A 21,288-nucleotide genomic window follows, 5' to 3' on the forward strand; every position below is an offset into this window, starting at 1 on the left:
ATGCTGTAGGTTAAAACGCAGGATTAATGGGCCTTAAAGGTTGGCAGGCAAAGATAGATATATGAAAAAATCACAGGGCATTTTCGTTTTCTTCACCGGTTCTGATTCTTATGGCCTTTTCAAGTGGTATTACAAATATCTTGCCGTCGCCTATCTGACCGGTATTTGCCGTTTTAATGATAACATTTACAACCTCCTGGACAATGGCAGAATCAACAGCAACCTCAATCTTTATCTTTGGCTGAAAATCTACTGTATATTCAGCGCCCCTGTATATCTCTTTATGTCCTTTCTGGCGGCCAAAACCCTTGACCTCAGAAATAGTCATACCACTTATGCCAAGCGCCAGTATGGCCTCCTTAACCTCTTCAAGTTTAAATGGTTTAATAATTGCCTCAATCTTTTTCATGTTTTATCTCCATTTCTTATCTGTAACAGTCGTTATCGGGGATCAATATCCGCGGCGAAAACAGGGGTTCAATCTATTAGCTGGAATGTATAAATGTCAATAAAATTATTAATACTTATAATTATAAAAAACAGGTACTCTCAATCATGAAAGCCTTATTAGCACTGGAAGATGGCACAATATTTTATGGCCGCTCTTTTACCGGAGAAATTGAAACCACAGGTGAAGTGGTCTTTAATACAAGCATGTCAGGATATCAGGAGATACTGACAGACCCCTCCTATTGCGGACAGATCGTTACCATGACCTATCCGCTCATTGGTAACTATGGAATTAACCCTGAGGATGTTGAATCAGACAGGATACAGGTCAGGGCGCTGGTGGTTAAGGAGTATCAGGCGATGCCCAGTAACTGGCGTTCTGAATCCACATTAAAGGATTATCTTAAGAGGGCAAATATACCCGGTATTGAGGGTGTAGATACAAGGGCGCTTACAAGGCATATCCGCGTAAAGGGGGCTATGAGAGGCGCAATATCTACTACTATTACTGATCCTGATCAGCTTGTCGAGTCAGCCAGAAAGGCCCCTGATATGAGGGGAATGGATCTTGTAAGGTATGTTACATGCAAACAGCCCATGCTCTGGCAAAATGGCAAGCCTGTTGAACTTAAGAGCGGGCTCAATGATTTTACCTGGCCGGAGGGTAATGGCAAATGGAGGGTTATCGCGATAGATTACGGGGTGAAATACAATATATTAAGGTCTCTTGAAAGATGTGACTGTAATATCCTTGTCCTTCCCGCAAATACGGATGCTGAAACAATTAATAAACTAAACCCTGATGGCATCTTTTTAAGCAATGGGCCGGGTGACCCTGCTGCTGTTACCTATGCAATTGATACAATCCGTGAGCAGATCGGTACAAGGCCAATGTTTGGCATATGCCTTGGGCACCAGCTTATAGGGCTTGCGCTTGGCGGAAAGAGCTACAAACTCAAGTTTGGCCACAGGGGGGGGAATCAGCCTGTTAAGGACCTTATAACAGGAAAGGTGGATATCACCTCACAGAATCACGGCTTTTGTGTGGATATGGATTCTCTTAAAGACCCTGATATAGAGATCAGCCATATTAATCTCAATGACAATACTGTTGAGGGGCTGTTTCACAAAAAGATACCCCTGTTTTCTGTGCAGTATCATCCGGAGGCATCGCCCGGCCCCCATGATGCGGATTACCTGTTTGAAAAATTTGTAAAAATGATGGAAAAAACTTATGCCTAAACGAACAGACATAAAAAAGATATTGATTATAGGTTCAGGCCCTATTGTTATTGGTCAGGCCTGCGAATTTGACTACAGCGGCACTCAGGCCTGCAAGGCCCTGATGGAAGAGGGTTATGAGGTTGTGCTTATTAACAGTAACCCTGCAACCATCATGACTGATCCTGAAACAGCACACCGCACATATATTGAACCAATTACGCCTGAGATAGTTATAAAAATCCTTGAGAGAGAAAGACCACAGGCTATCCTTCCTACCCTTGGCGGGCAGACCGGTCTTAACACTGCTGTCAAGGTGGCAGAGACAGGTATACTTGAAAGGCTTGGCATTGAACTGATCGGCGCCTCCATACCCGTCATACAGAAGGCAGAAGACCGTGAAAAGTTCAGGGATGCAATACACAAGATCAATTTAAAGGTGCCTGAGAATGGTATTGTACGCAACATGGAGCAGGCCAGGGAGGTGGCTGAGAGAATAGGCTATCCCCTTATTATAAGGGCAAGCTTTACCCTTGGCGGAATTGGAAGCGGCATTGTCTACAACAAAGAAGAGATGGAGAGCATTGCCAGCGCCGGGCTCGATGCAAGCATGATATCTGAGATCATTATCGAGAAATCCCTTATCGGCTGGAAGGAGTATGAGCTGGAGGTGATGAGGGACTTTAAGGATAATGTTGTTATCATATGCTCCATAGAAAACTTTGATCCTATGGGTGTTCACACGGGTGACAGCATTACTGTCGCCCCTGCCCAGACCCTTACAGACCGTGAATACCAGATGATGCGTGATGCGGCCATAGATATTATCCGTGAAATAGGCGTCCAGACAGGCGGATCAAATATACAGTTTGCCATACACCCAAAAACAGGTGAGATGGTAGTTATTGAGATGAACCCCAGGGTCTCAAGGAGTTCAGCCCTGGCCTCAAAGGCAACCGGCTTTCCTATTGCAAAGATTGCAGCCAAGCTTGCTGTTGGTTACACCCTGGATGAACTTGCCAATGATATCACCCGTGAAACGCGTGCGGCCTTTGAGCCAACTATAGATTACTGTGTTGTAAAGATCCCAAGATGGACATTTGAAAAATTCCCCGGGGCTCAGGATCGTCTCACCACTTCAATGAAATCGGTTGGTGAAACAATGTCCATAGGAAGGACATTTAAGGAGGCTTTACAGAAGGCTATTAGATCCCTTGAGACAGGACGTTTCGGCCTCGGGTCTGATATACCTGGTGAGGAAGAGCAATATGACCTGCATGAGATAGAAGAGGGGCTGATAAACCCCAATTCCAGAAGACTCTTTTTCATCCGTGAGGCATTAAAGAAAGGTCTTTCAATCGAAAGGATAAATGAGCTATCGGCTATTGATCCATGGTTCCTTTTCAACATCAGGCAGATATATGAGATGGAAATGAAACTCAAGGGTATGGCGGATAATAATGTGGATATCATGGATTTTACACCTGAGTTTTTAAAGCAGATTAAGGAATATGGTTTCTCTGATGTCCAGCTCGGTATTATCTTCAATAGAACAGAGGATGAGATAAGGGAGATAAGAAAGCTAAAGAGCATTGAGCCGGTGTATAAACTGGTTGATACATGTGCCGCAGAGTTTGAGGCATATACCCCATATTACTACTCTACCTATGAACAGGAAAACGAGATAAGAAAGACGAATACAAAAAAGGTGATCATACTTGGCGGCGGCCCAAACAGGATAGGGCAGGGCATAGAGTTTGACTACTGCTGCGTGCAGGCCTCATTTGCGTTAAAAGAAATGGGCATTGAAAGTATCATGGTAAACAGCAACCCTGAGACTGTTAGCACAGATTATGATACCTCTGACAAGCTCTATTTTGAGCCCCTTACCAAAGAGGATGTCTTAAATATTATTGATCAGGAAAAACCGGAAGGTGTTATTGTACAGTTCGGGGGGCAGACACCACTTAATATTGCAGTGCCCCTTGCCAATGCCGGTGTGAAAATTCTGGGTACAAGCCCTGACAGTATAGACAGGGCAGAGGACAGGGAAAGATTTCAGATACTCCTTAATAAGCTCAATATTCGTCAGCCCCAAAACGGTATTGCTACAAACAAGGATCAGGCAATAAAGATAGCAGAGGAGATAGGCTACCCTGTGGTTGTAAGGCCATCCTTTGTGCTTGGCGGAAGGGCAATGAGGATTGTATATGACAGGCGTGATCTGCAATATTATATGGAAACAGCCGTAAAGGTATCACCCGGAAAGCCTATATTGATAGATAAGTTTCTTGATCACACAACAGAGATAGATGTTGATGCCATATCAGATGGTGTGGAGACCGTACTGGGCGGTATAATGGAACATATTGAAGAGGCCGGAGTTCACTCAGGTGACAGCGCCTGTGTGCTTCCGGCCATCTCACTCGGCACTGAAATACTGGATCAGATCAGGTCCCATACAAAGGCGATTGCAAAGGAGCTGAATGTTATCGGGCTTATGAATATCCAGTATGCTGTAAAAGATGGAGTCATATATGTGCTTGAGGTCAACCCCCGCGCCTCAAGAACCGTACCCTTTGTGAGCAAGGCCACAGGTGTTTCCCTTGCGAAACTCGCAACAAAGGTGATAATGGGATGCACTTTAAAGGAGCTGGGTTTTACTGAAGAGATCATCCCTGTTCATGTCTCGTGCAAGGAGTCGGTATTCCCATTTACAAGGTTCCAGGGTGTGGACACAATACTTGGCCCTGAGATGAAATCAACCGGAGAGGTAATGGGTATAGACACCACATTTGAAATGGCCTTTGCAAAATCTCAGCTTGCAGCGGGTCAGAAGCTCCCCCTTTCAGGCACAGTATTTGTGAGCGTAAAGGATTCGGATAAAAAGGATGTGTTAAGGTCTGTGGCCATTCTCAGCCAGACCGGATTTAACATCGTTGCCACAAGGGGCACAGCGGCATATCTGAGGGAGAATGGCATCCCGGTAAAGGATGTAAACAAGGTAAGTGAAGGCAGGCCCCATATTGTGGATATGATAAAAAACGGTGAGATCAGCCTTGTCATTAATACCACCAACAATAAAAAGGCTATTTCAGAGTCTTTCCCAATAAGAAGAAGCGCACTTGTGCTTGGAATACCATATACAACAACAATCGCAGGGGCAGGCGCTACTGCGCTTGCAATTAAAAAGATGGTTGAAGGCAGGATCGATGTTAAGACCATCCAGGAGTATCATAATTTTTAGTAAAGAGCTTAAAATGGAATGCTATTGTAATCAGATAAAAGAGATGACTGACAGGCCAAAGGATGAATGCGGCATATTTGCCATTTATCACCATGAAGATGCAGCGAAGTTGACCTATTTCGGTCTTTATGCACAGCAGCACCGTGGGCAGGAGAGCGCCGGAATAGTGGTGTCAGACGGCGAAAATATTGTTGAGCATAAGGCTATGGGCCTGGTGCCTGATATATTTAATGACAAGATACTTAATGAACTGAAAGGTAATATTGCCCTCGGACATGTGAGGTATTCCACAACAGGCTCTTCACTTCTGGCAAACGCACAGCCATTCAGGATAAAGCATGGCGGTAAGTGTATTGCAATGGCACATAATGGAAATCTGGTTAACGCATTCAGCATTCGTAAGGAGCTTGAAGATAGCGGGTCAATTTTTCAGACCAGTATGGACAGTGAGGTGGTGCTTCACCTTGTAGCAAGATCCATGAAAAAGGGACTTGAAAAGGCATTGATTGATACCATGAGCAGAATAAAAGGGGCCTATTCACTGGTACTTATGACAGAGGATACGCTCATTGCCGTGCGCGACCCCAATGGATTCAGGCCCCTGTGCCTTGCAAGGCTGAATGGGGGCTATGTTATTGCATCCGAGACCTGCGCCCTTGATCTGGTGCAGGCAGAATATATAAGGGATGTTGAACCTGGAGAGATAATCATCATCAACCAAGAGGGGTTAAGGAGCATAAAAGCCATTGCCCCTCAAAGAAAGGCTCACTGTATCTTTGAGCTTATATATTTTGCACGGCCTGACAGCTCTGTCTTTGGCCAGAATGTATATATGTTCCGGAAAAAACAGGGGCAGCTTATGGCAGAGGAGTTTCATGTGGATGCTGACCTTGTAATGCCCTTTCCTGATTCAGGCAACTATGCGGCTATAGGTTTTGCACAGGCATCAACGATCCCTCTTGAAATGGGTGTTATAAGAAACCACTACATTGGCAGGACATTTATCCAGCCCTCACAGACCATGCGGGACTTTGGGGTCAAGGTTAAGCTTAACCCTGTAAAGGAACTGTTCAAGGGTAAACGTATATTAATAATAGAGGATTCAATTATCAGGGGAACAACATCAAAAACCAGGATAGAGACCCTGCGTAATATTGGGGCAAAGGAGATACACATGCTTGTCTCATGCCCACCCCACAGGTTTCCATGCCACTATGGAATAGATTTTTCAACAAAGGGAGAGCTTATAGCAGCACAGAAGTCTGTTGATGAGATAAGAGATTTTATAGGGCTGGATAGTTTAGGCTACCTGAGCATTGAAAACCTTGTAAAGGCTACACATATACCAAGACAAGACCTTTGCCTAGCCTGTTTTGATGGCAATTACCCTGTGCCTGTTGATGAAGCAGCAGCAGGTAAGTTTTCACTGGAATAATAAATGTTGAGACAAGGCATTCCTTGTCTCAACTGTTCATCAATGGTGATACCTGATTGCATAATAGATCACATAGAGCCATGAAAACAGCCCGTGTATAACCGCCCATATAATAGACTTGTTCACAGACCATGAAATAGCAATAGCGAGGGCTGAACCGAATGTAATACCTGTTTTTGTAACCTCTGTTTTAGTCGACATCGGTCTCTCCTTTGATCATCCCCATATAATAGTTTGAAACCCTTTTGCGAAGAGGTTCATCATCCTTGACCAGTTCAAGTGCCTTATCGAGATTTTTCCTTGCGAGAGTACTGCTTTTAAAACCTTCCCACTCTATCTGTGCCTTTAAGAAAATTGCCTCTGGGAAATCAGGTATCTTTTCAAGTACCTCGTTGATAATTACAAGCGCTTCACTGTATTTCCCCATTGACTTGCTGAACCGTGCCTTTGAAAGATCAGCAGTATATTGATCTGTTAACGGTATCTTTTTGTTTGACCACCCTGTCAATAATGCAAAAAGACCTGTCCCGAGTTTTTCCACTATCAGGGCATATATTATGGAAAGGGGAATGCAGCATAATATGAATATGATCAGGTGATCAAAGGTGAAAAGCCTTTCACCCACAACGGTGTAAATAATAAATAAGGCAGCAGCGCACAATAAGAAGCAAAATATTACCCTGAATAAAAAAGAACGATCTCTGGCTTTGTTTGGTTTGATGCTAAATTTTACCATCTTTTGCCCCCTTCTTAACGGGAAATAAATAATGTGCCTGATATATTATTATTGTCCCGGTCTGTAAATAAAAATATATCATCCAGACTATCACTATTCAGATCCACAGCTGCAATACCCTGCTCAGCTGCCTTTGTATCCTTATGGGGATTATTAAGGTAGGGTAACAGCTCTATCTTAAAAACAGGCTGTTTATCTTTCAGTTCGAGCAGATTAAAATTGCCTAGTTCCGGCAGATTTTTCATCATCTTTTCCATATCTATTACATAATGATCTTCATTTATCACAAATCCCAGGCGATTCATAAGATCAATAATCTCATTAAACTGCTTCTCGCTTAACTGATCAATATTTCTGCTGTCATTTAACCTGAAACCCTGGATAGTGTTGTCTCTGAGCACCAGGCGATCATTTTTTTTATTCTCAGTTTTACCCAGGTTTGCAGGCACAACAGTAATATTTGAAGGGTTTTGCTCCCTGTTATCCAAATCATTAAAAAAAGAAAACAATTTAAGTGCAGATGGCATTTTTACAGTAAGGGTAATCTTGCGGCCTGGCCGTTTTTCAAATTCTTTACCCAGATTTTTATAGATAAAAAAATCAACATCTAGATCCTTTGAAAAGACAAACCACTGAAAGATATCACCAACAGAAATATCCGGTAACCGGATCAGGACAAGATCCTTTGGCCTGGTTTCATCCTGGTTATCACTTAGAAATGTGGCAAGCGCATCCTTTCCGGAGCTGTTTTTTGCCTTGTCCCTGGTTACCGCAGCAAATGCAACAAGCACATTCCCGCTTGATTTCAGTATCTGTCTGGGTTTTTCAAGATCAATACCCATAGATGTACCGTTGAACACAGTAATTTTACCATTATCAAGCAGCAGCAGATCCTCTATCTTGTCGCCATCCAGGTCCTGCATATACTGCTGAGGGCCTATTGGAAGGGCACTCAGGATATTGGAAAAATCCAAGGTGTCCAGGTTAAATTTCTTAGGAGGGGCTGTCATGGTGGTTAAATCATACCTGAAGCTCGGGTCAGATGGGAAACCTCCATCCGGTAGACCAAGAAAAATCTCTGTCAGTTTATCAACAGTAGAGATCAGGTCATTTCGCCCGTCATTGTTGATATCACGAATATTCATGGACGGTATGGAGATGCTTTGACCGACATTGCCTGCAATATTTGATTGCACTGATAATATAGACGCCATGTTCATACTGGTATTTATGAAGGTATTGTTATGATAATCGCCATTTTCATCCTGCAGGTAGATATGAAGTTTGCCATTCCCTGGCAGGATTATATCGTTCAAGCCATCAGAATTGATATCTCTTATAAAATTTAAAGGGTAGGCCCCTTTTGGCAAATAGCCCGGCAGATTATCAATAAGCGTTGATGGCTCACCAACAGAGTCTCTCTTAAAAGGCCATGCCATTACAGATTTCCCCTCAATGATTACCATAAGCCTTTTGGACCTGTCTGTGTCATCGGCCTTTTTTGCTGCCTTATAATCAATATCCCAGCCAACAGCATTGCCTGGCATATCAATAGAGATGTCAGGTCTGCTGAAATTAAAGACCTTTGAAATATCATCATCCTTTTTTTGAAAATAAATGGAGATACTTGATTCCTTTGAACATAAAAGGTCTTTTAAACCATCACCATCCATGTCGATTGGAATTATGTGCTCCTTTATGTTTAATATAGTGAATGGTGCTCCACTAAAGTTGAACTCATCTTTAACTGTTTCAGCAATGGCTGTACATACCCATGCCAGCTGCAGTGTCAGCAAAAAAGAGATAAGTCTGCACGCCATTTTCCGGTTATATGTAGATACAGGTCTCATTTCAGCGCTCCTTTCCGGGAGAGTATCAGGGATAAACCTTGCTGATGTTCAAGTATTATATCTGTCCGGTTATCCTGATTTAGCCTGACCAGTGTTTTACCGGTGATAAAATGTACCGGTGTAAAATAAAAAAAAGGTTCAGCTTCCAGTTTTAAATCCCTGTTTATCCTGTTTGCTGTCAGCGCCCCGTTATTATCAATTGAAATTACATCATTGACCCCGTCACCGTCAAAATCACCTGAAAATGATCTCTCTCCTGTAAGGGCTTTAAAATTGGTGGCAGTAAAATTTTCTTCATATGTGAAGGCGGGTGTTCTATCAAATAGTGTCTTTTCTTCTCCCATCTTTCTGCCCTTGAAAATTAAAAGCCTTCGTTCAACGCTTCCGCTTGAGACCGCTTTTACAGGGGAGGCGGAATAGGCGTTTATAATCAACTCAGGGTAACCATCCAGGTTAAGATCAATGGCCTCAAAATCAGATAAAATACTGGTCAGCTTTATTATATGGTCTGGGTTATCAAAGACAAATCTGCCCTCCTTATTAAGAAAGATATAAAGGGTTGAATTGAGCCCATTCATTTTGACAGTGATGATATCCATCAGACGATCACCATTGACCTCCATCATCTTGATGGTGTCATAAAGGGTTAACTCCCCCTGCCATCTGGGGGCAAAAGGTAATTCATCTGTTTTTGACTGGTAGACAATGTTAACTCTTTTTGTATTTTTATTATCAGATTCTATGTCATCCAGATAAATAAAATCATGGAGTTCGTCAGAGTTAAACCTTCCGGTAGAAACCCCTGGTATCCAATTCCTTGAATTCAGTATTGGAGGGTGAACAGGATTTTTTAAGGTCTCTGGTTGTAATTTGGTGATAAGCAGGTTCGCATATAGAGCCTGACCTCCAGCAGATACTCCGGCAGGCCCAATAGAAAGGTTATTCTGTCCCTGCTTGCTTTTCTTTAGAATGATCTTCGCCTCTGGCAGCATAAAGGGTTTACTGAACCCTTCATCAGGTTGACCTTTAAACAGAAAATAATTTTTTTGACCGGGAATCAATATATCTACAAGGCTGTCACTATTGAGGTCAGACAGGGCGCCTAGAAAATCAATGGCCTTTTTGTCAGGTACACTCTTTATCAGTTCAAACTCAAACAGTTTTTTAAGGTTACCGGAATAACCCTCTTTTGCACATGACAGGCTGTAACAGGCTGATCCTGTAAATAAAAGGAATTCACTTCCCGGATCAGTGCGCAGGTCAGCTAATGCAAAGGCGACAATATCCTTTTTTATTTCGATCCTGCGCCATGGTGCGCCTGAAAAATTTCCACTGGTTTCCTGTGTATATATCAAAAATTCCCGTCCGTTTGCCTCAGACCATGTGGCAATTATAATATCCTGTAACCCGTCTCCATTCATATCCCCGTTCCAGTAACCCTGCCTGTTATCACCGGTATCAATTTCAGATGAGACAAAATCTACTGAGGCCAGGCTGCTGTTTGCATGAATGAAAAATAACATGAGCAACAGTATCATCATATGCAGGGACGGGTATTGTCGAAGATCCCGATTCGCTATTACGGGTGCGAGCCTGCCGTAAGCAATATTGCAAAAGGTATGCATAATAGATTTCCTTTTTAATTTTTTGAACTATTTGTTTTATCAACCAGTTCGCCGCGATTTGAAGACTGAAACCGGATAAATTTTAATAAGCTGTAGTTTCGTTCTCCTTCATCCCGTTCATATGAGAAAAGGGATATAATCCAGAAATTAAGTATCGAAAACCTTTCTTTATCAGGGTTGAGCTTTGCCTCATACATAAAGAGAGGCCAAACATTAAACCTGCTCAACCGCCTGCCCGGATTCCAGAGGATTACCTTTTTAGTTGAAGGTTCAGACCTGTTACCAGCCTCTTTATCCAGTATGGATAGCGTTACCTCCTGACCATACTGATAATTTTCAGTCAATCTGTTTATCAGCCCCTGGGCAGATTCAACAGGCACATTATCAATAGAGACAACAGCATCACCCACCTCAATCCCTGCCTTTATCAAGGGGCTGTCAGGCCACAGCTGTGCAATTCTTGCCACTGCAATATTCTTATTTATGTCACTACCCATCTGAACCAGTTCTGTACGATAGCCTGCGCGGGTTTTAAGGGGTTCCGCCCTGTATCTTTCCTTTGGTTCAGCCATTTTTGTACTCTTTGGTGCCCCTATTGTTGTTTCAAATACAGTTGTATCTCTTCTGACCTCAAAAACATATTGATCGGCCTTGCCGGTTTCACAAATAGTGGCAACAGTATCAGGGTGGTTGGTCTTGATATCATTAATGGAGAGGATGATATCACCCCTTTTAAGACCTCCCATCTCTGCTGCACCTGATGGTATTATTGAGCGGATTCGGACGCCGGGCAGCACCTCAAGGTTATCCAGTGTATCACTCTCATTACCTTCCACCTCCATGCCAAAATCCGGGCCTTTGTCTGAATCCTGCGTCAGTTGCATGTTTTCAGGGGATAAATTTATATGGGGCGCAATGCTTTTCGGGGTGTAGGATGCACAACTGTTAAAGAATAAAAAACCGGTGCATAACAAGAAACAACATATAACAGATATTAATGGATTTTTCATAAGCTTCTCCTGTTTATGATTATGAGGCTGATTATTAATAAAATTATGGCCTCCGGTATAGGAACCCAGAGATTCAACTGGTGTATCCGGTCGTCTACCAGCACATCCGAATAGCCGCTGACTATGCGCTGAACATCCTTAAGATATGAGTGATCATTGAGCGCGGGTTGAAAGCTGCTGAAAATAAAATATGTGAACCTGCCAAATAGAGATTTAAATATATCAAGCAGTAAACCGGCGCCTATTGCAAGGCTTACAGCCTGAATAGCTGACCGGGCCAGTACAGAAAAAATAAGGCCAAAGCCAAGGCATGCGGGGATGGGTAAAAGGGCAAGTTTTAATCCAAGAAAAATCTCTTTTTTTATCTCATCCACACAAATTATCTGGTATCCATCTTCTATGACCGGCCCCAGTTCCCAGAAAAGGCCTGCCGTGAGCCATGTACACAGAATAGTAATCAGTATTGATACGAAGGCCATTAGACAGAGAACAAGATACTTAGCGATAACAATCTCACTGCGGCTGATACTCTTTACAATGCTGTGTCTTGTAATGCCCCTTTCATTATCAATAGCAAATATATATGCAGAAAACCCGAGTAAAAGAAGGCAGGCAACTGTAATACCTGTTGAGAGTCCGTCTACCATGTAGCCATAACCGGTGACAGATGACTCAACATTGCTGTTAACCGAACTCATCACCTGTGTGCCAATGCCCTGCAACCTTACCATGCACATCTTTAGTATAGCGGCAACAACCGGTATGATTATAAGCAGCAATGATGTCCGGCTTCTTATAAGGACAAAACATTCTGATTTAAGAGCGGTTAATATGCCATTAAGGCGGATTGATTCAGCCATTTATGTTACTCCCTGTGACCTTTCTGAATAGTGAATCCAGTGATGGTCGCATGCGGATTAGTTCATGGACATCTACTCCCTGAATATTCAGCTCCCTGTTTAATTGGGCAGTATTAATGCCATCCAGCTCAACCAGTATGCCGTCATTTAAGTGGTTGTTGCAGATTGTAACACCCGGTATATTTGACAGGATATTTAATATGTTATTTCCACCATTCGTGTGCAAAAGGGCGCGTGTATGTTCCAGGGTAAAAAGGGCTTCAGACTTTATTGACATGACTATTTGCCCCCTGTGCAGGATAGAAACATGAGTACAAATCCTTTCAAGATATGGTAGCTGGTGGCTGGCAAGCAAAAAGGTAATGTCATCCTTACGATTAAGTTCTTTGATTAACTGGAGCAGGTCATCAACACCACCGGCATCCAGGCTGCTAAAGGGTTCATCAAGGATTATAAATTCAGGTCTGCGAATCAGGGCCTGCGCTATGGAGGCACGGCGGCGGTTACCAAGAGACAGGTGTTTTACTTTATAGTCCCGGTATCTGGATATATTAAGTTTCTCTTCAACCTCTTCCGGGGAAGCGGTATTTTTATTACCACAGGTTATAGAGGCATATTTAAGCGCCTGATGTACTGTGAGGCTGGGGTGAATGCAGGGTGAATCAAAAACAACAGCAAGCCTTCCATGGGTTGTATGCAGCTTTGAGGGCTGGCAATCAAGTATCTGTATAGAGCCTGAGTTAAATGACTTTAACCCCAGAACACACTCTATTGTTGTGGTTTTTCCAGCGCCATTGAGGCCAACAAGTCCGTGTATCTCTCCCTGGTTAACCAGTAGATTCAAACCATTCAATACGCTGTTTTTACCATAATTTTTGTGTAAATCATGCACTGCGAGCAAGGTACTGTTACTGTTTTCCATAATCATCTTTAATAAAATATGGTCAGAACTTTCTTCTGCTTGAAGACATCAATTTGTAAAACGATAAGACTATTATTGATAATTCTGTAATGCTATTTTTAAAAGGCTGTAATAGCAATACTATAACTTACATCTGTTATCAATTTTATTCTTGGACAATCAAAATAGGTTTTTGTTCAAAATATTTTAATTTATTTTATTATTCGACCCATCCAAATTTATGCAGGGAGACTTTAGCATCCCTTCAAATCAGTTTTTAGCACAATGTTGTATATCTTATTTGAATTGTCCTTTAACCTGCTATACGCAGCAGAGATCGAAAAAATTCCCATGAAATAAATAATTATTAAAAAAATATGATTATCAAGATGTTTAAAAATACTGGGATTTATTACCGGCATTATTTGGGGGGAAACTTAAAAAATAACAGATACAATAACGCCATGAAAACATACTGTGGATAATTGCCCATAAAATCGATTTATTCATTGATAATGAAATGGCAATCGTAATAATAATGATAAGCGCATTACTGAACGCACCACGTGATTTGCTGAACCTTGCTTTTGAAATATCTGCAGAATATGTTTCCCGCGCCGGGACCTTTCTGTCAGACCATCCTGTCAACAATCCAAAAAGACCTGTCACGAGTTTTTCCACTAAAATGGCATATAGAATAGAAAGAGGAATACAACATATTACAAATATGATCAGGTGATCAAAGGTGAAAAGCTGTCCGCCTACAGCAGCGTAAATAAAAAAAAGGGCAGCTGTACACCATAAAAAACAGAATAAAAACCTGTAAAAAATGATCTCTCTTTTGCTTTGTTTGGTGTGATTTGAATTTTTGTCATATCATGAATTACCTTTCATATGCTACTTTCATATCGTCCAGCATGGGCGTGAAATTATGGGGCGAAACTCCCCTGTACATGAATCCGGTTAATATGTTTAATTTTATTGAGCATATTAACAGAAGTACTAGCCGACGGCAAGGGCATCTTCGTTAGGGGTTGTCTGAAGCCCGTCTACGCTAAAGCTACGCCGGGCTAATGAGAAGTCAGGCATACACCTGTCCTGCCATAGTTCGGAGAGCGAAGGCGGAAGGCCCAGTCTCCGAGTAGGGAGGGTTAAATTCTCCCCTTTACCCGATTATAAGTCTTTGTTTATTTTAGCTGTTACGAATTTTAGTAGGCATCATAAAAAATGTAACCAAATAAATTAATATTCCTAATCCGCTTATAAAAAAAAGGACTACAAATCCGATTCTGAATAGTAGTGGATCTTTTTCAAAATATTCTCCCAGACCTTCACAAACCCCGCCTATTTGTAATATGCCAGGTGTTTTGATTTTATACATTCTTTTTTTCTCCATTTTTCCTCCTTTTTAATTTTTGCTTAAAATATTATTTTCATATTAACTACTGATTTGGCTGACAAAATTTACTCCTGAATTTATTGCTTAACATTAGAATGTATTTTTCGACCATATCCAGGTTTAGCGATGACGTAATTTATTCATTATCAACGGTGTAAGTGCGACCGGTAAAAATGGCAGTGTGGCTGCACTGATCAGTATTATGACATGACTTAAACTCAGGTTCGGTAAACCTTTACCTGACCAGTGATTGAAAAACCACCATGGAAAGGCCCATAAAGAAACTACTACTATTGGAAAAACAAGGGCTGAAATTAATAATGTGGCAGTCGTAATGAGGTGTAGCCGCCATGCGACATAGTAACTAATCAGCACGACCAGAGGAAGAGAGAAGATTAAAACCTTCCACACCCATGTTGATGCAACATCTCCGATTATGATAGTTAGAAGCCAGGAGGAGAAAAATGCTGCACCACCTATGAAAGATAAAAACATTCCCAGACGAAGCATTGTCCAATAAATGATAAAGAAGCCATATAAACCAAAGATAGTCATGGATATGATTTCAAGCGTCGATTTATATTCATAGGTCCATTTTACAGGTGATATTAGATAAGTATAGGACAATTGGGCAGGAAAATAATCATATTCATACAATACTATTGCCAATGTAACCAGCATGATGATTGCAATTACATACAAAAGTGACCGCATCAAGGTGTACAGCTGAGCGATAGCTAAACTCTGAGTATGTACAGGTCTTCTCATCCAAAAGGTTGATGCACCGGAAACGTGGTTCCGGTGATCTAAACCAAAGATAAGGAAATTCGAAACAAAGGCTGTGCACACAGTTATTATGAATATAACCGGAATTGCCTGAGAAAGCAGTTGTGGTTTTTCAAGAAAAAATTTCCACAAAATAAGTAATATTCCGATGGCGCAAAGGGTAGAAAGAGGAAATATGTGACCCTTTTGACGTGATTCGAACCATATCTGGGCATGCATGGCTGATGTGAATGGCTTTGATGGCTTCCTGCGTAATATACCTAAAAGAGAGTCTACCCATTGCAGGCTGCTTGACCATGTGTAGTTCCGATGTACCGAAACACCCCAAAAAGAAATCACGATGGAAATAAGAATTATCAGAAATAGGGTGTTGGTATTCACTGACAAATTGTAATAGCCTGCGAAGAAAAGAAGAAAGCACACATAAATTCCTGTAATAATAGGAACCAGACATAAAAAACGTGCTCCTGGTCTAAGTAACCATGATAACCAGGATAATGTCTGCATCACAATGTATACCGTAACAAACCATAATAATTGAGTCCAGGTATAACTAATCTGATCAGAAAACAGCTTCTCAAAACCAAAGAGTATTAGAGACTGGATTGCTACAGCGACCATACCATAACCCATGTATACACAAAAAAGGGTTGATGTGCGGATAGGGTATCGAAATAGGCGTTTTGGGAATGAGAAATCGAGCTCCCTGGATTCGCAATGACCTGCAAGTAACACGATTGTAAGTAATAAAAAGCCAAGATACGAAAAGGTTTTTGAAATAGGAACAACCTTTTCCTGACTTATATAACCCGTCAAATACATGATCTGCCCGCTGAGAGCTAATAGCGATCCTGAGATCAGCGCCCAGCGGGTTCTTTTCCAGCGTTCCCATAGAAGGGCTTTAATGATGGTAATCATAACTTGACCTCCTTTGGTATAGGCCTGTCAACCCCGGCATATGCAATAAAGATATCTTCAAGTGAAGGGGGTGTATCATGAAATATTTCACAACCCATGTTTAATATTTTTGAATTAATTATATCCATATCTCCATTACAGAGTATTGTCCATTCCCGTCCTTTACCTTTAATTGAAATTGCGCCCTCTATCTCTGGTTTGTCTGGTTGTGATTCCGGGAATCTTAATGTTATTGAATGATGTTTTGCTTTAATACTTTCAAGTGAATCGTTAATAACTATATTACCTTCATGGATGATGGCTACATCATCGGCAACACGTTCCACTTCATCGAGGAGATGAGAGGAAAATAGAACTGTACGTCCTTCATCTGCAATAGTCCTGATAATTGCTGTAAGAATATCTCTTCGCACTATAGGGTCCAATCCTGAAGATGGTTCATCAAGAAGCAGCAGGGGAGGGCGGTATGCAAGCGCTGTAAGGAGCGCAGCCTGGGCCTTCTGGCCCCGAGAAAGCTGTTTGATTTTGGCTGATGGATCGAGCCTGAATACTTTAAGGAGTTCTTCAGCATATGTAACATCCCAATCCGGATAGAATGCCCTTGTATAATTCATGAGCTCATCCACGCGCATCCAGTGGGGTATATCTCGATCTTCAGACAGGTAACCGATTTTGCTCAGGGCACTAACAGGATCTTTAACCGGATCAATACCAAATACTTTGACTGATCCCTGTTGGGCCTTGAGTAAACCCATAATATGTTTGATGAGTGTTGTTTTACCTGCGCCATTCTCTCCCACAAGGCCTAATACCCTGCCTTGTGTTGCTGTCAGATTTATATTATTCAAGGCAACCTTTTTACCAAATCTTCTTGTAAGTCCTTTTACTTCGATGGGTTGTGCGTCATATCTATAATCAGAATCAGTCATTTTTATTTTTCCCCTTTTCGGCAGATTTAAAAAGATGATTTTTTTGTCTTATAATTTCAATCAGTTCTTCAATTTTAAAATCCAGTTGGTTTGCCTCTACCAGCAATCCCTCTATAAGCTTGCTTATTATCTGTAAACGTTCTGAGTAATCCAGGGGCGAACTTTTTTCTGCTACACGGGTGCCTGAGCCCTGTCTTGAAACAAATATGCCTTCTACCTCAAGTTCCTTATAGGCCCTCGCAACTGTGTTGGGGTTGATAATCAGTTGTTCCGCAAGCACACGGATAGGCGGGACGATCTCACCAGGAGTAAGCCGCCCTGATGCAACCATGTGCTTTATCTGTGTGACGATCTGTTGAAAAATTGGTACACCGTCTTTTGTAGAGATATGTATCTGCATCCCCGGATTTTCCTTTAAAAGGTAAATTGTATTAAGAGATTAATGCAATTGTATTAATGTGTCAATACAATTATTTTATTTAAAATGATAAATTTCTCTTGACCCTCACGTTACGTTATACTGTAGCATCTCTTTTCAGTGGAGGAGATTATGAAGGTTTATACTGTAAGCAGGCTTGCAAAACTGGCAGGTGTGAGTGTGCGCACACTTCACCATTATGATGAGATAGGGCTATTAAAACCATCCTTTCGCAGTGACTCCGGTTATAGAGAGTATCAGCGTGAGGACCTTTTACGTTTGCAGCAGATACTGTTTTACAGGGAACTGGATTTTTCATTAACAGAAATCAGGGACATCCTTGATGATCCTGATTATGATGAGGTCCAGGCACTTGTGAAACACAGGCAGACTATTGAAGAACGTATTGGACGGCTTTCAAATCTCCTTGCGACCATTGATAAAACAATAAAACATTATAAGGAGGAGACTATGACTCTCACAGATGAAGAACTGTATGAAGGTTTCAGTAAAGAAAAGATAGAAAGATATAAAAAAGAGGTAGATGAAAAGTATGATCCTGAACTGGTCAAGACCAGCAGGGAGCGCATGAGCAAAATGAGCAGGCGTGAATGGCATGAGACAAAGGATGAAGGTGATAAAATCTCAAAGGATCTGGCTGAGCTTATGGGTAAGGCATCTCCTGATTCAAAGGAGGTTCAGGCCATTATAAAACAGCATCATGCATGGATTGAAAAATTCTATCCTGCAAATGCTGAGACCTATAAAGGGCTTGGAAAGACCTATGTTGAAAACCCGGAATTCAAGGCGTTTTATGACAAATACAAAACCGGTCTTGCAGATTTTTTATGTGCAGCTATGGAATATTATGCTGATAACCAATTAGGCTAAAATAAGATAAATTAAATTAACTTTGACAACACGCAATATATGTGTTACACGTAATATCGTGTAACACATATCGGGGGATTTTATGAAACAAAATATTACTCTGAGTGTAGATAAAGAAATACTCAGAAAGAGTAAAATTATTGCTGCCAAAAAAGATATGTCTGTAAGTAAAATGCTTGGAGATATTCTTAAAGAGCTGGCTGACAGAGAGGATAAATATTTAGCTGCACAAAAGAAGGCTATTAAAAATCTTGAAAGCGGATTTAACCTTGGCGGTAAAAAGACATGGTCAAGAGAGGAACTTTATGAGCGATAAGGTTTTTGTTGATACCAACATCCTTATATATGCGCATGACCTGGACGCTGGAGAAAAATATAAAATAGCTAATGAGCTGGTTTTAGAATTATGGGAATCAAGAAGAGCGGTTATCAGCACTCAGGTGTTGCAGGAGTTTTATGTCACCCTTACAAAAAAGATTTTAAAGCCATTAACCGGTAACATTGCAGCGGGAATTATCTCAAGTTATTTGAACTGGGAGGTTATTATAAATAAACCCGAAAACATATTACTTGCCACAGAAATAGAATCTCGTTATCAGATATCCTTTTGGGATGCTTTAATAGTATCAGCAGCCTATGAAGGAAATGTAAAAACAATTATAACTGAAGATCTCAATCACGGCCAGTATATGGAAGGTATAAAAATAATGAATCCATTTTTAGATGGGCATTGTTAACTGCTAGCCTGATTTCTGGATAATACCCATCCAAAAACTGTTATTCATAGTTTTGCATATAGACAGCCGTCCTATCACATAATCATTAACTAAAAAATATAAGTTTTAATTTTTCATATAGGAAATAGAATATTATTTATAATGCTAAATTGATTTACCAGTTCGGGGGTTATTTACCGATGAAAACCATTACTCTTATAGATCACCCGGAGGGTGGTCGTTTCTGTGAAGTTTTCAGGTCAGCCAGGATTGTCACCACGCATAAAGGTGACAGGCGATCTGCACTTACCCATATCTATTTTTCACTTAATCCGGGTGAGGTAAGCAGGTTTCACAGGGTAGCGTCAGATGAGGTTTGGAATCTTTATCAGGGTAAAGGGGGCAACCTTTATATATGGGATGGGTCAGATAACTCTCCAGAGCACATGATTCTTTCAGCGGAAAATAATAATTTCTGTCATATGGTAACAGCCGGTTTATGGCAGGCAGCAGAGCCTTTATCAGATACTGTCCTTGTGGGCTGTTCTGTTGCGCCAGGGTTTGAATATCAGGATTTCTCGCTAATGTGTGTAGAATCAGATGAGGCAAAGAGGCTCGTCTCATTAACTCCTGATATGAAAAAATTTCTGTAGAGAAGAAGAAATGTTACGCCTCCTTATGATAATAATATTCGTTCTGATCATACCGGGATGCAACAATGAGGTTCAAAAGCTTAAGGACTTTGAAAGCGATGGATGCACACTTTTCCCGGACAATTCACCCATCGATAAATCAGACTGGTGTGAATGCTGTTTTGAACATGATATTGCCTACTGGAAGGGTGGAACTAAGGATGAACGATTAAAGGCAGATAAAGCACTTCGTGAGTGTGTAAAGGAGAAAACAGGGAATGAAAATCTGGCAAATGTCATCTATCAGGGTGTTCGATCCGGAGGAAGCCCTTATTTTTATAACTGGTACAGATGGGGTTATGGCTGGGGTTATGAACGAAAATATAATAAGTTGACAGCAAAAGAAAAGAAAGAGGTGGAAAATAAATTAAAGGAATATTTTTCACGTAACATTGTTCATCCATGCAGTTGATATTAATAATGCATCGAAAAATTATCAATAATCATTTTTAACAATTTAGAATTGTGATCTTGTTTTCGTCATTCCAGCGAAGGCGGGAATCTATAAAGGTAAATAAAAACTTAAAACAACTGGATACCCGCCTGCGCGGGTATGACGGATTAATCGTGATTAATTTATTTGTTTTATAACTGACAGGAATTTTTATATTAATATGGAATTTCCATAACAATGGATAAAAACCTCTCAGACATTGAACTCATTAAGCTTGCCAATAAAGGCGAAGAATCTGCCATGAACACCCTTTATTATCGTTACAGAGAATGGGTTTACGGGCTTGCATTCAGGCTATGTGGTAATAAAGAGGATGCTTTAGATGTATTGCAGGAGGTATTTATATACTTCTTTAACAAATTCCCCGGGTTTGAGTTACGAAGCGTCCTTAAGACCTTTTTATATCCTGTAGTAAAAAACACTGCTATCAGCCAAATCCGAAAAAAAAGAAAGGTTGTTCCCCTTGATGAATCATATGCCCAAAGCATCCCGGATGAAAGTATTGACCGGGATGCCGGGCTCAGGGATCTCTCTGAGTATATGGAAGGATTCTCAAGGGAAGATAAGGAACTTGTGTTCCTCAGATTTTATGATGAGTTGCAGCTTACTGAGATTTCTGAGGTATTCAAGGTCCCGGTAGGAACAGTTAAGTCCCGTTTAAACAGGCTGTTAGGGCGGTTAAGGGAAAAAGTTAATAAATGATAATCAGGGTTCAAGGGTTCGAGGGTTCCAGGGGTCAAGTAAAAGCTT

Annotated in this window: 22 protein-coding genes; 9 read left to right on the plus strand and 13 right to left on the minus strand. The window is 41.1% G+C overall.

Translation table 11 applies throughout. From position 1 onward, the window contains the following. Window positions 1-70: 70 nt before the first annotated feature. A complete protein-coding gene (locus GX654_09880) occupies window positions 71-409 on the minus strand; it encodes a P-II family nitrogen regulator (GenBank protein ID NLD37165.1) in 339 nt (112 codons plus the stop codon). Between the two features lie 146 nt (window positions 410-555). On the opposite strand from GX654_09880, the gene carA reads away from it, so the two are divergent. The 3 genes from carA to GX654_09895 are packed head-to-tail and all read left to right on the plus strand — an operon-like array spanning window position 556 to window position 6,353. After that, the gene (gene carA, locus GX654_09885) at window positions 556-1,692 is read left to right on the plus strand and encodes a glutamine-hydrolyzing carbamoyl-phosphate synthase small subunit (protein NLD37166.1); all 1,137 of its coding nucleotides are present in this window, start codon (window positions 556-558) and stop codon (window positions 1,690-1,692) included. Then, window positions 1,685-4,918 carry a carbamoyl-phosphate synthase large subunit gene (gene carB / locus GX654_09890; GenBank protein NLD37167.1) on the plus strand — a complete coding sequence of 1,078 codons (3,234 nt, stop codon included), beginning with the start codon at window positions 1,685-1,687 and terminating at the stop codon, window positions 4,916-4,918. Before carA ends, carB begins: the two co-directional genes overlap by 8 nt. Before the next feature lie 13 nt (window positions 4,919-4,931). Continuing rightward, on the plus strand, window positions 4,932-6,353 hold the full coding sequence (locus tag GX654_09895) for an amidophosphoribosyltransferase (GenBank protein ID NLD37168.1): 1,422 nt from the start codon (window positions 4,932-4,934) through the stop codon (window positions 6,351-6,353). A 39-nt stretch (window positions 6,354-6,392) separates the two neighbouring features. Here GX654_09895 and GX654_09900 read toward each other — a convergent pair whose 3' ends face one another. The 12 genes from GX654_09900 to GX654_09955 form a co-directional block, all read right to left on the minus strand. Next, entirely contained in the window at window positions 6,393-6,554 is a 162-nt protein-coding gene (locus tag GX654_09900; GenBank protein NLD37169.1) for a hypothetical protein, read from the minus strand. After that, window positions 6,544-7,089, minus strand: a complete 546-nt coding sequence (locus GX654_09905) for a hypothetical protein (protein ID NLD37170.1) — start codon at window positions 7,087-7,089, stop codon at window positions 6,544-6,546. Before GX654_09905 ends, GX654_09900 begins: the two co-directional genes overlap by 11 nt. A gap of 14 nt (window positions 7,090-7,103) precedes the next feature. Further along, window positions 7,104-8,939: a VCBS repeat-containing protein gene (locus GX654_09910; protein NLD37171.1), complete on the minus strand. Its 1,836-nt coding sequence runs from the start codon at window positions 8,937-8,939 to the stop codon at window positions 7,104-7,106. Then, on the minus strand, window positions 8,936-10,564 hold the full coding sequence (locus tag GX654_09915) for a VCBS repeat-containing protein (GenBank protein ID NLD37172.1): 1,629 nt from the start codon (window positions 10,562-10,564) through the stop codon (window positions 8,936-8,938). Before GX654_09915 ends, GX654_09910 begins: the two co-directional genes overlap by 4 nt. 14 nt (window positions 10,565-10,578) lie before the next feature. Beyond that, entirely contained in the window at window positions 10,579-11,574 is a 996-nt protein-coding gene (locus GX654_09920; protein ID NLD37173.1) for a PDZ domain-containing protein, read from the minus strand. Further along, window positions 11,571-12,434: an ABC transporter permease gene (locus GX654_09925; GenBank protein ID NLD37174.1), complete on the minus strand. Its 864-nt coding sequence runs from the start codon at window positions 12,432-12,434 to the stop codon at window positions 11,571-11,573. The genes GX654_09920 and GX654_09925 overlap by 4 nt, the downstream gene beginning before the upstream one ends. Next, window positions 12,427-13,356: an ABC transporter ATP-binding protein gene (locus tag GX654_09930; protein ID NLD37175.1), complete on the minus strand. Its 930-nt coding sequence runs from the start codon at window positions 13,354-13,356 to the stop codon at window positions 12,427-12,429. Before GX654_09930 ends, GX654_09925 begins: the two co-directional genes overlap by 8 nt. A gap of 372 nt (window positions 13,357-13,728) precedes the next feature. Further along, window positions 13,729-13,929 carry a hypothetical protein gene (locus GX654_09935; GenBank protein ID NLD37176.1) on the minus strand — a complete coding sequence of 67 codons (201 nt, stop codon included), beginning with the start codon at window positions 13,927-13,929 and terminating at the stop codon, window positions 13,729-13,731. 598 nt (window positions 13,930-14,527) lie between these two features. After that, entirely contained in the window at window positions 14,528-14,716 is a 189-nt protein-coding gene (locus tag GX654_09940) for a PspC domain-containing protein (GenBank protein ID NLD37177.1), read from the minus strand. Between the two features lie 138 nt (window positions 14,717-14,854). Further along, window positions 14,855-16,438 (minus strand): hypothetical protein, encoded by a 1,584-nt coding sequence (locus GX654_09945; protein NLD37178.1) that lies wholly within the window; start codon window positions 16,436-16,438, stop codon window positions 14,855-14,857. Next, window positions 16,435-17,367 carry an ABC transporter ATP-binding protein gene (locus GX654_09950; GenBank protein NLD37179.1) on the minus strand — a complete coding sequence of 311 codons (933 nt, stop codon included), beginning with the start codon at window positions 17,365-17,367 and terminating at the stop codon, window positions 16,435-16,437. Before GX654_09950 ends, GX654_09945 begins: the two co-directional genes overlap by 4 nt. Beyond that, entirely contained in the window at window positions 17,360-17,767 is a 408-nt protein-coding gene (locus GX654_09955; protein NLD37180.1) for a GntR family transcriptional regulator, read from the minus strand. The genes GX654_09950 and GX654_09955 overlap by 8 nt, the downstream gene beginning before the upstream one ends. Window positions 17,768-17,917: 150 nt before the next feature. Between GX654_09955 and GX654_09960 the strand changes: the two genes are divergently transcribed. From GX654_09960 to GX654_09985, 6 genes are all read left to right on the plus strand, one after another. Continuing rightward, entirely contained in the window at window positions 17,918-18,676 is a 759-nt protein-coding gene (locus GX654_09960; GenBank protein ID NLD37181.1) for a MerR family transcriptional regulator, read from the plus strand. Between the two features lie 82 nt (window positions 18,677-18,758). Then, a complete protein-coding gene (locus GX654_09965) occupies window positions 18,759-18,992 on the plus strand; it encodes a hypothetical protein (protein NLD37182.1) in 234 nt (77 codons plus the stop codon). After that, on the plus strand, window positions 18,982-19,413 hold the full coding sequence (locus tag GX654_09970) for a PIN domain-containing protein (GenBank protein ID NLD37183.1): 432 nt from the start codon (window positions 18,982-18,984) through the stop codon (window positions 19,411-19,413). Before GX654_09965 ends, GX654_09970 begins: the two co-directional genes overlap by 11 nt. A gap of 179 nt (window positions 19,414-19,592) precedes the next feature. Then, a complete protein-coding gene (locus tag GX654_09975) occupies window positions 19,593-20,045 on the plus strand; it encodes a cupin domain-containing protein (protein ID NLD37184.1) in 453 nt (150 codons plus the stop codon). Window positions 20,046-20,070: 25 nt separating this feature from the next. Further along, window positions 20,071-20,496, plus strand: coding sequence for a hypothetical protein (locus GX654_09980; GenBank protein ID NLD37185.1), 426 nt, complete (start codon window positions 20,071-20,073; stop codon window positions 20,494-20,496). A gap of 219 nt (window positions 20,497-20,715) precedes the next feature. After that, a complete protein-coding gene (locus GX654_09985) occupies window positions 20,716-21,240 on the plus strand; it encodes an RNA polymerase sigma factor (protein NLD37186.1) in 525 nt (174 codons plus the stop codon). The last annotated feature ends 48 nt before the right edge of the window (window positions 21,241-21,288 follow it).

This window comes from Desulfatiglans sp. (genome assembly GCA_012513605.1).
Classification (GTDB): domain Bacteria; phylum Desulfobacterota; class DSM-4660; order Desulfatiglandales; family HGW-15; genus JAAZBV01.

What these genes read in the sequence shown, in the direction of transcription:
- GX654_09880 (NLD37165.1), bottom strand. Translation starts at nt 409, where the DNA reads ATGAAAAAGATTGAGGCAATTATTAAACCATTTAAACTTGAAGAGGTT.
- carA (NLD37166.1), top strand. Translation starts at nt 556, where the DNA reads ATGAAAGCCTTATTAGCACTGGAAGATGGCACAATATTTTATGGCCGC.
- carB (NLD37167.1), top strand. Translation starts at nt 1,685, where the DNA reads ATGCCTAAACGAACAGACATAAAAAAGATATTGATTATAGGTTCAGGC.
- GX654_09895 (NLD37168.1), top strand. Translation starts at nt 4,932, where the DNA reads ATGGAATGCTATTGTAATCAGATAAAAGAGATGACTGACAGGCCAAAG.
- GX654_09900 (NLD37169.1), bottom strand. Translation starts at nt 6,554, where the DNA reads ATGTCGACTAAAACAGAGGTTACAAAAACAGGTATTACATTCGGTTCA.
- GX654_09905 (NLD37170.1), bottom strand. Translation starts at nt 7,089, where the DNA reads ATGGTAAAATTTAGCATCAAACCAAACAAAGCCAGAGATCGTTCTTTT.
- GX654_09910 (NLD37171.1), bottom strand. Translation starts at nt 8,939, where the DNA reads ATGAGACCTGTATCTACATATAACCGGAAAATGGCGTGCAGACTTATC.
- GX654_09915 (NLD37172.1), bottom strand. Translation starts at nt 10,564, where the DNA reads ATGCATACCTTTTGCAATATTGCTTACGGCAGGCTCGCACCCGTAATA.
- GX654_09920 (NLD37173.1), bottom strand. Translation starts at nt 11,574, where the DNA reads ATGAAAAATCCATTAATATCTGTTATATGTTGTTTCTTGTTATGCACC.
- GX654_09925 (NLD37174.1), bottom strand. Translation starts at nt 12,434, where the DNA reads ATGGCTGAATCAATCCGCCTTAATGGCATATTAACCGCTCTTAAATCA.
- GX654_09930 (NLD37175.1), bottom strand. Translation starts at nt 13,356, where the DNA reads ATGGAAAACAGTAACAGTACCTTGCTCGCAGTGCATGATTTACACAAA.
- GX654_09940 (NLD37177.1), bottom strand. Translation starts at nt 14,716, where the DNA reads ATGTATAAAATCAAAACACCTGGCATATTACAAATAGGCGGGGTTTGT.
- GX654_09945 (NLD37178.1), bottom strand. Translation starts at nt 16,438, where the DNA reads ATGATTACCATCATTAAAGCCCTTCTATGGGAACGCTGGAAAAGAACC.
- GX654_09950 (NLD37179.1), bottom strand. Translation starts at nt 17,367, where the DNA reads ATGACTGATTCTGATTATAGATATGACGCACAACCCATCGAAGTAAAA.
- GX654_09955 (NLD37180.1), bottom strand. Translation starts at nt 17,767, where the DNA reads ATGCAGATACATATCTCTACAAAAGACGGTGTACCAATTTTTCAACAG.
- GX654_09960 (NLD37181.1), top strand. Translation starts at nt 17,918, where the DNA reads ATGAAGGTTTATACTGTAAGCAGGCTTGCAAAACTGGCAGGTGTGAGT.
- GX654_09965 (NLD37182.1), top strand. Translation starts at nt 18,759, where the DNA reads ATGAAACAAAATATTACTCTGAGTGTAGATAAAGAAATACTCAGAAAG.
- GX654_09970 (NLD37183.1), top strand. Translation starts at nt 18,982, where the DNA reads ATGAGCGATAAGGTTTTTGTTGATACCAACATCCTTATATATGCGCAT.
- GX654_09975 (NLD37184.1), top strand. Translation starts at nt 19,593, where the DNA reads ATGAAAACCATTACTCTTATAGATCACCCGGAGGGTGGTCGTTTCTGT.
- GX654_09980 (NLD37185.1), top strand. Translation starts at nt 20,071, where the DNA reads ATGATAATAATATTCGTTCTGATCATACCGGGATGCAACAATGAGGTT.
- GX654_09985 (NLD37186.1), top strand. Translation starts at nt 20,716, where the DNA reads ATGGATAAAAACCTCTCAGACATTGAACTCATTAAGCTTGCCAATAAA.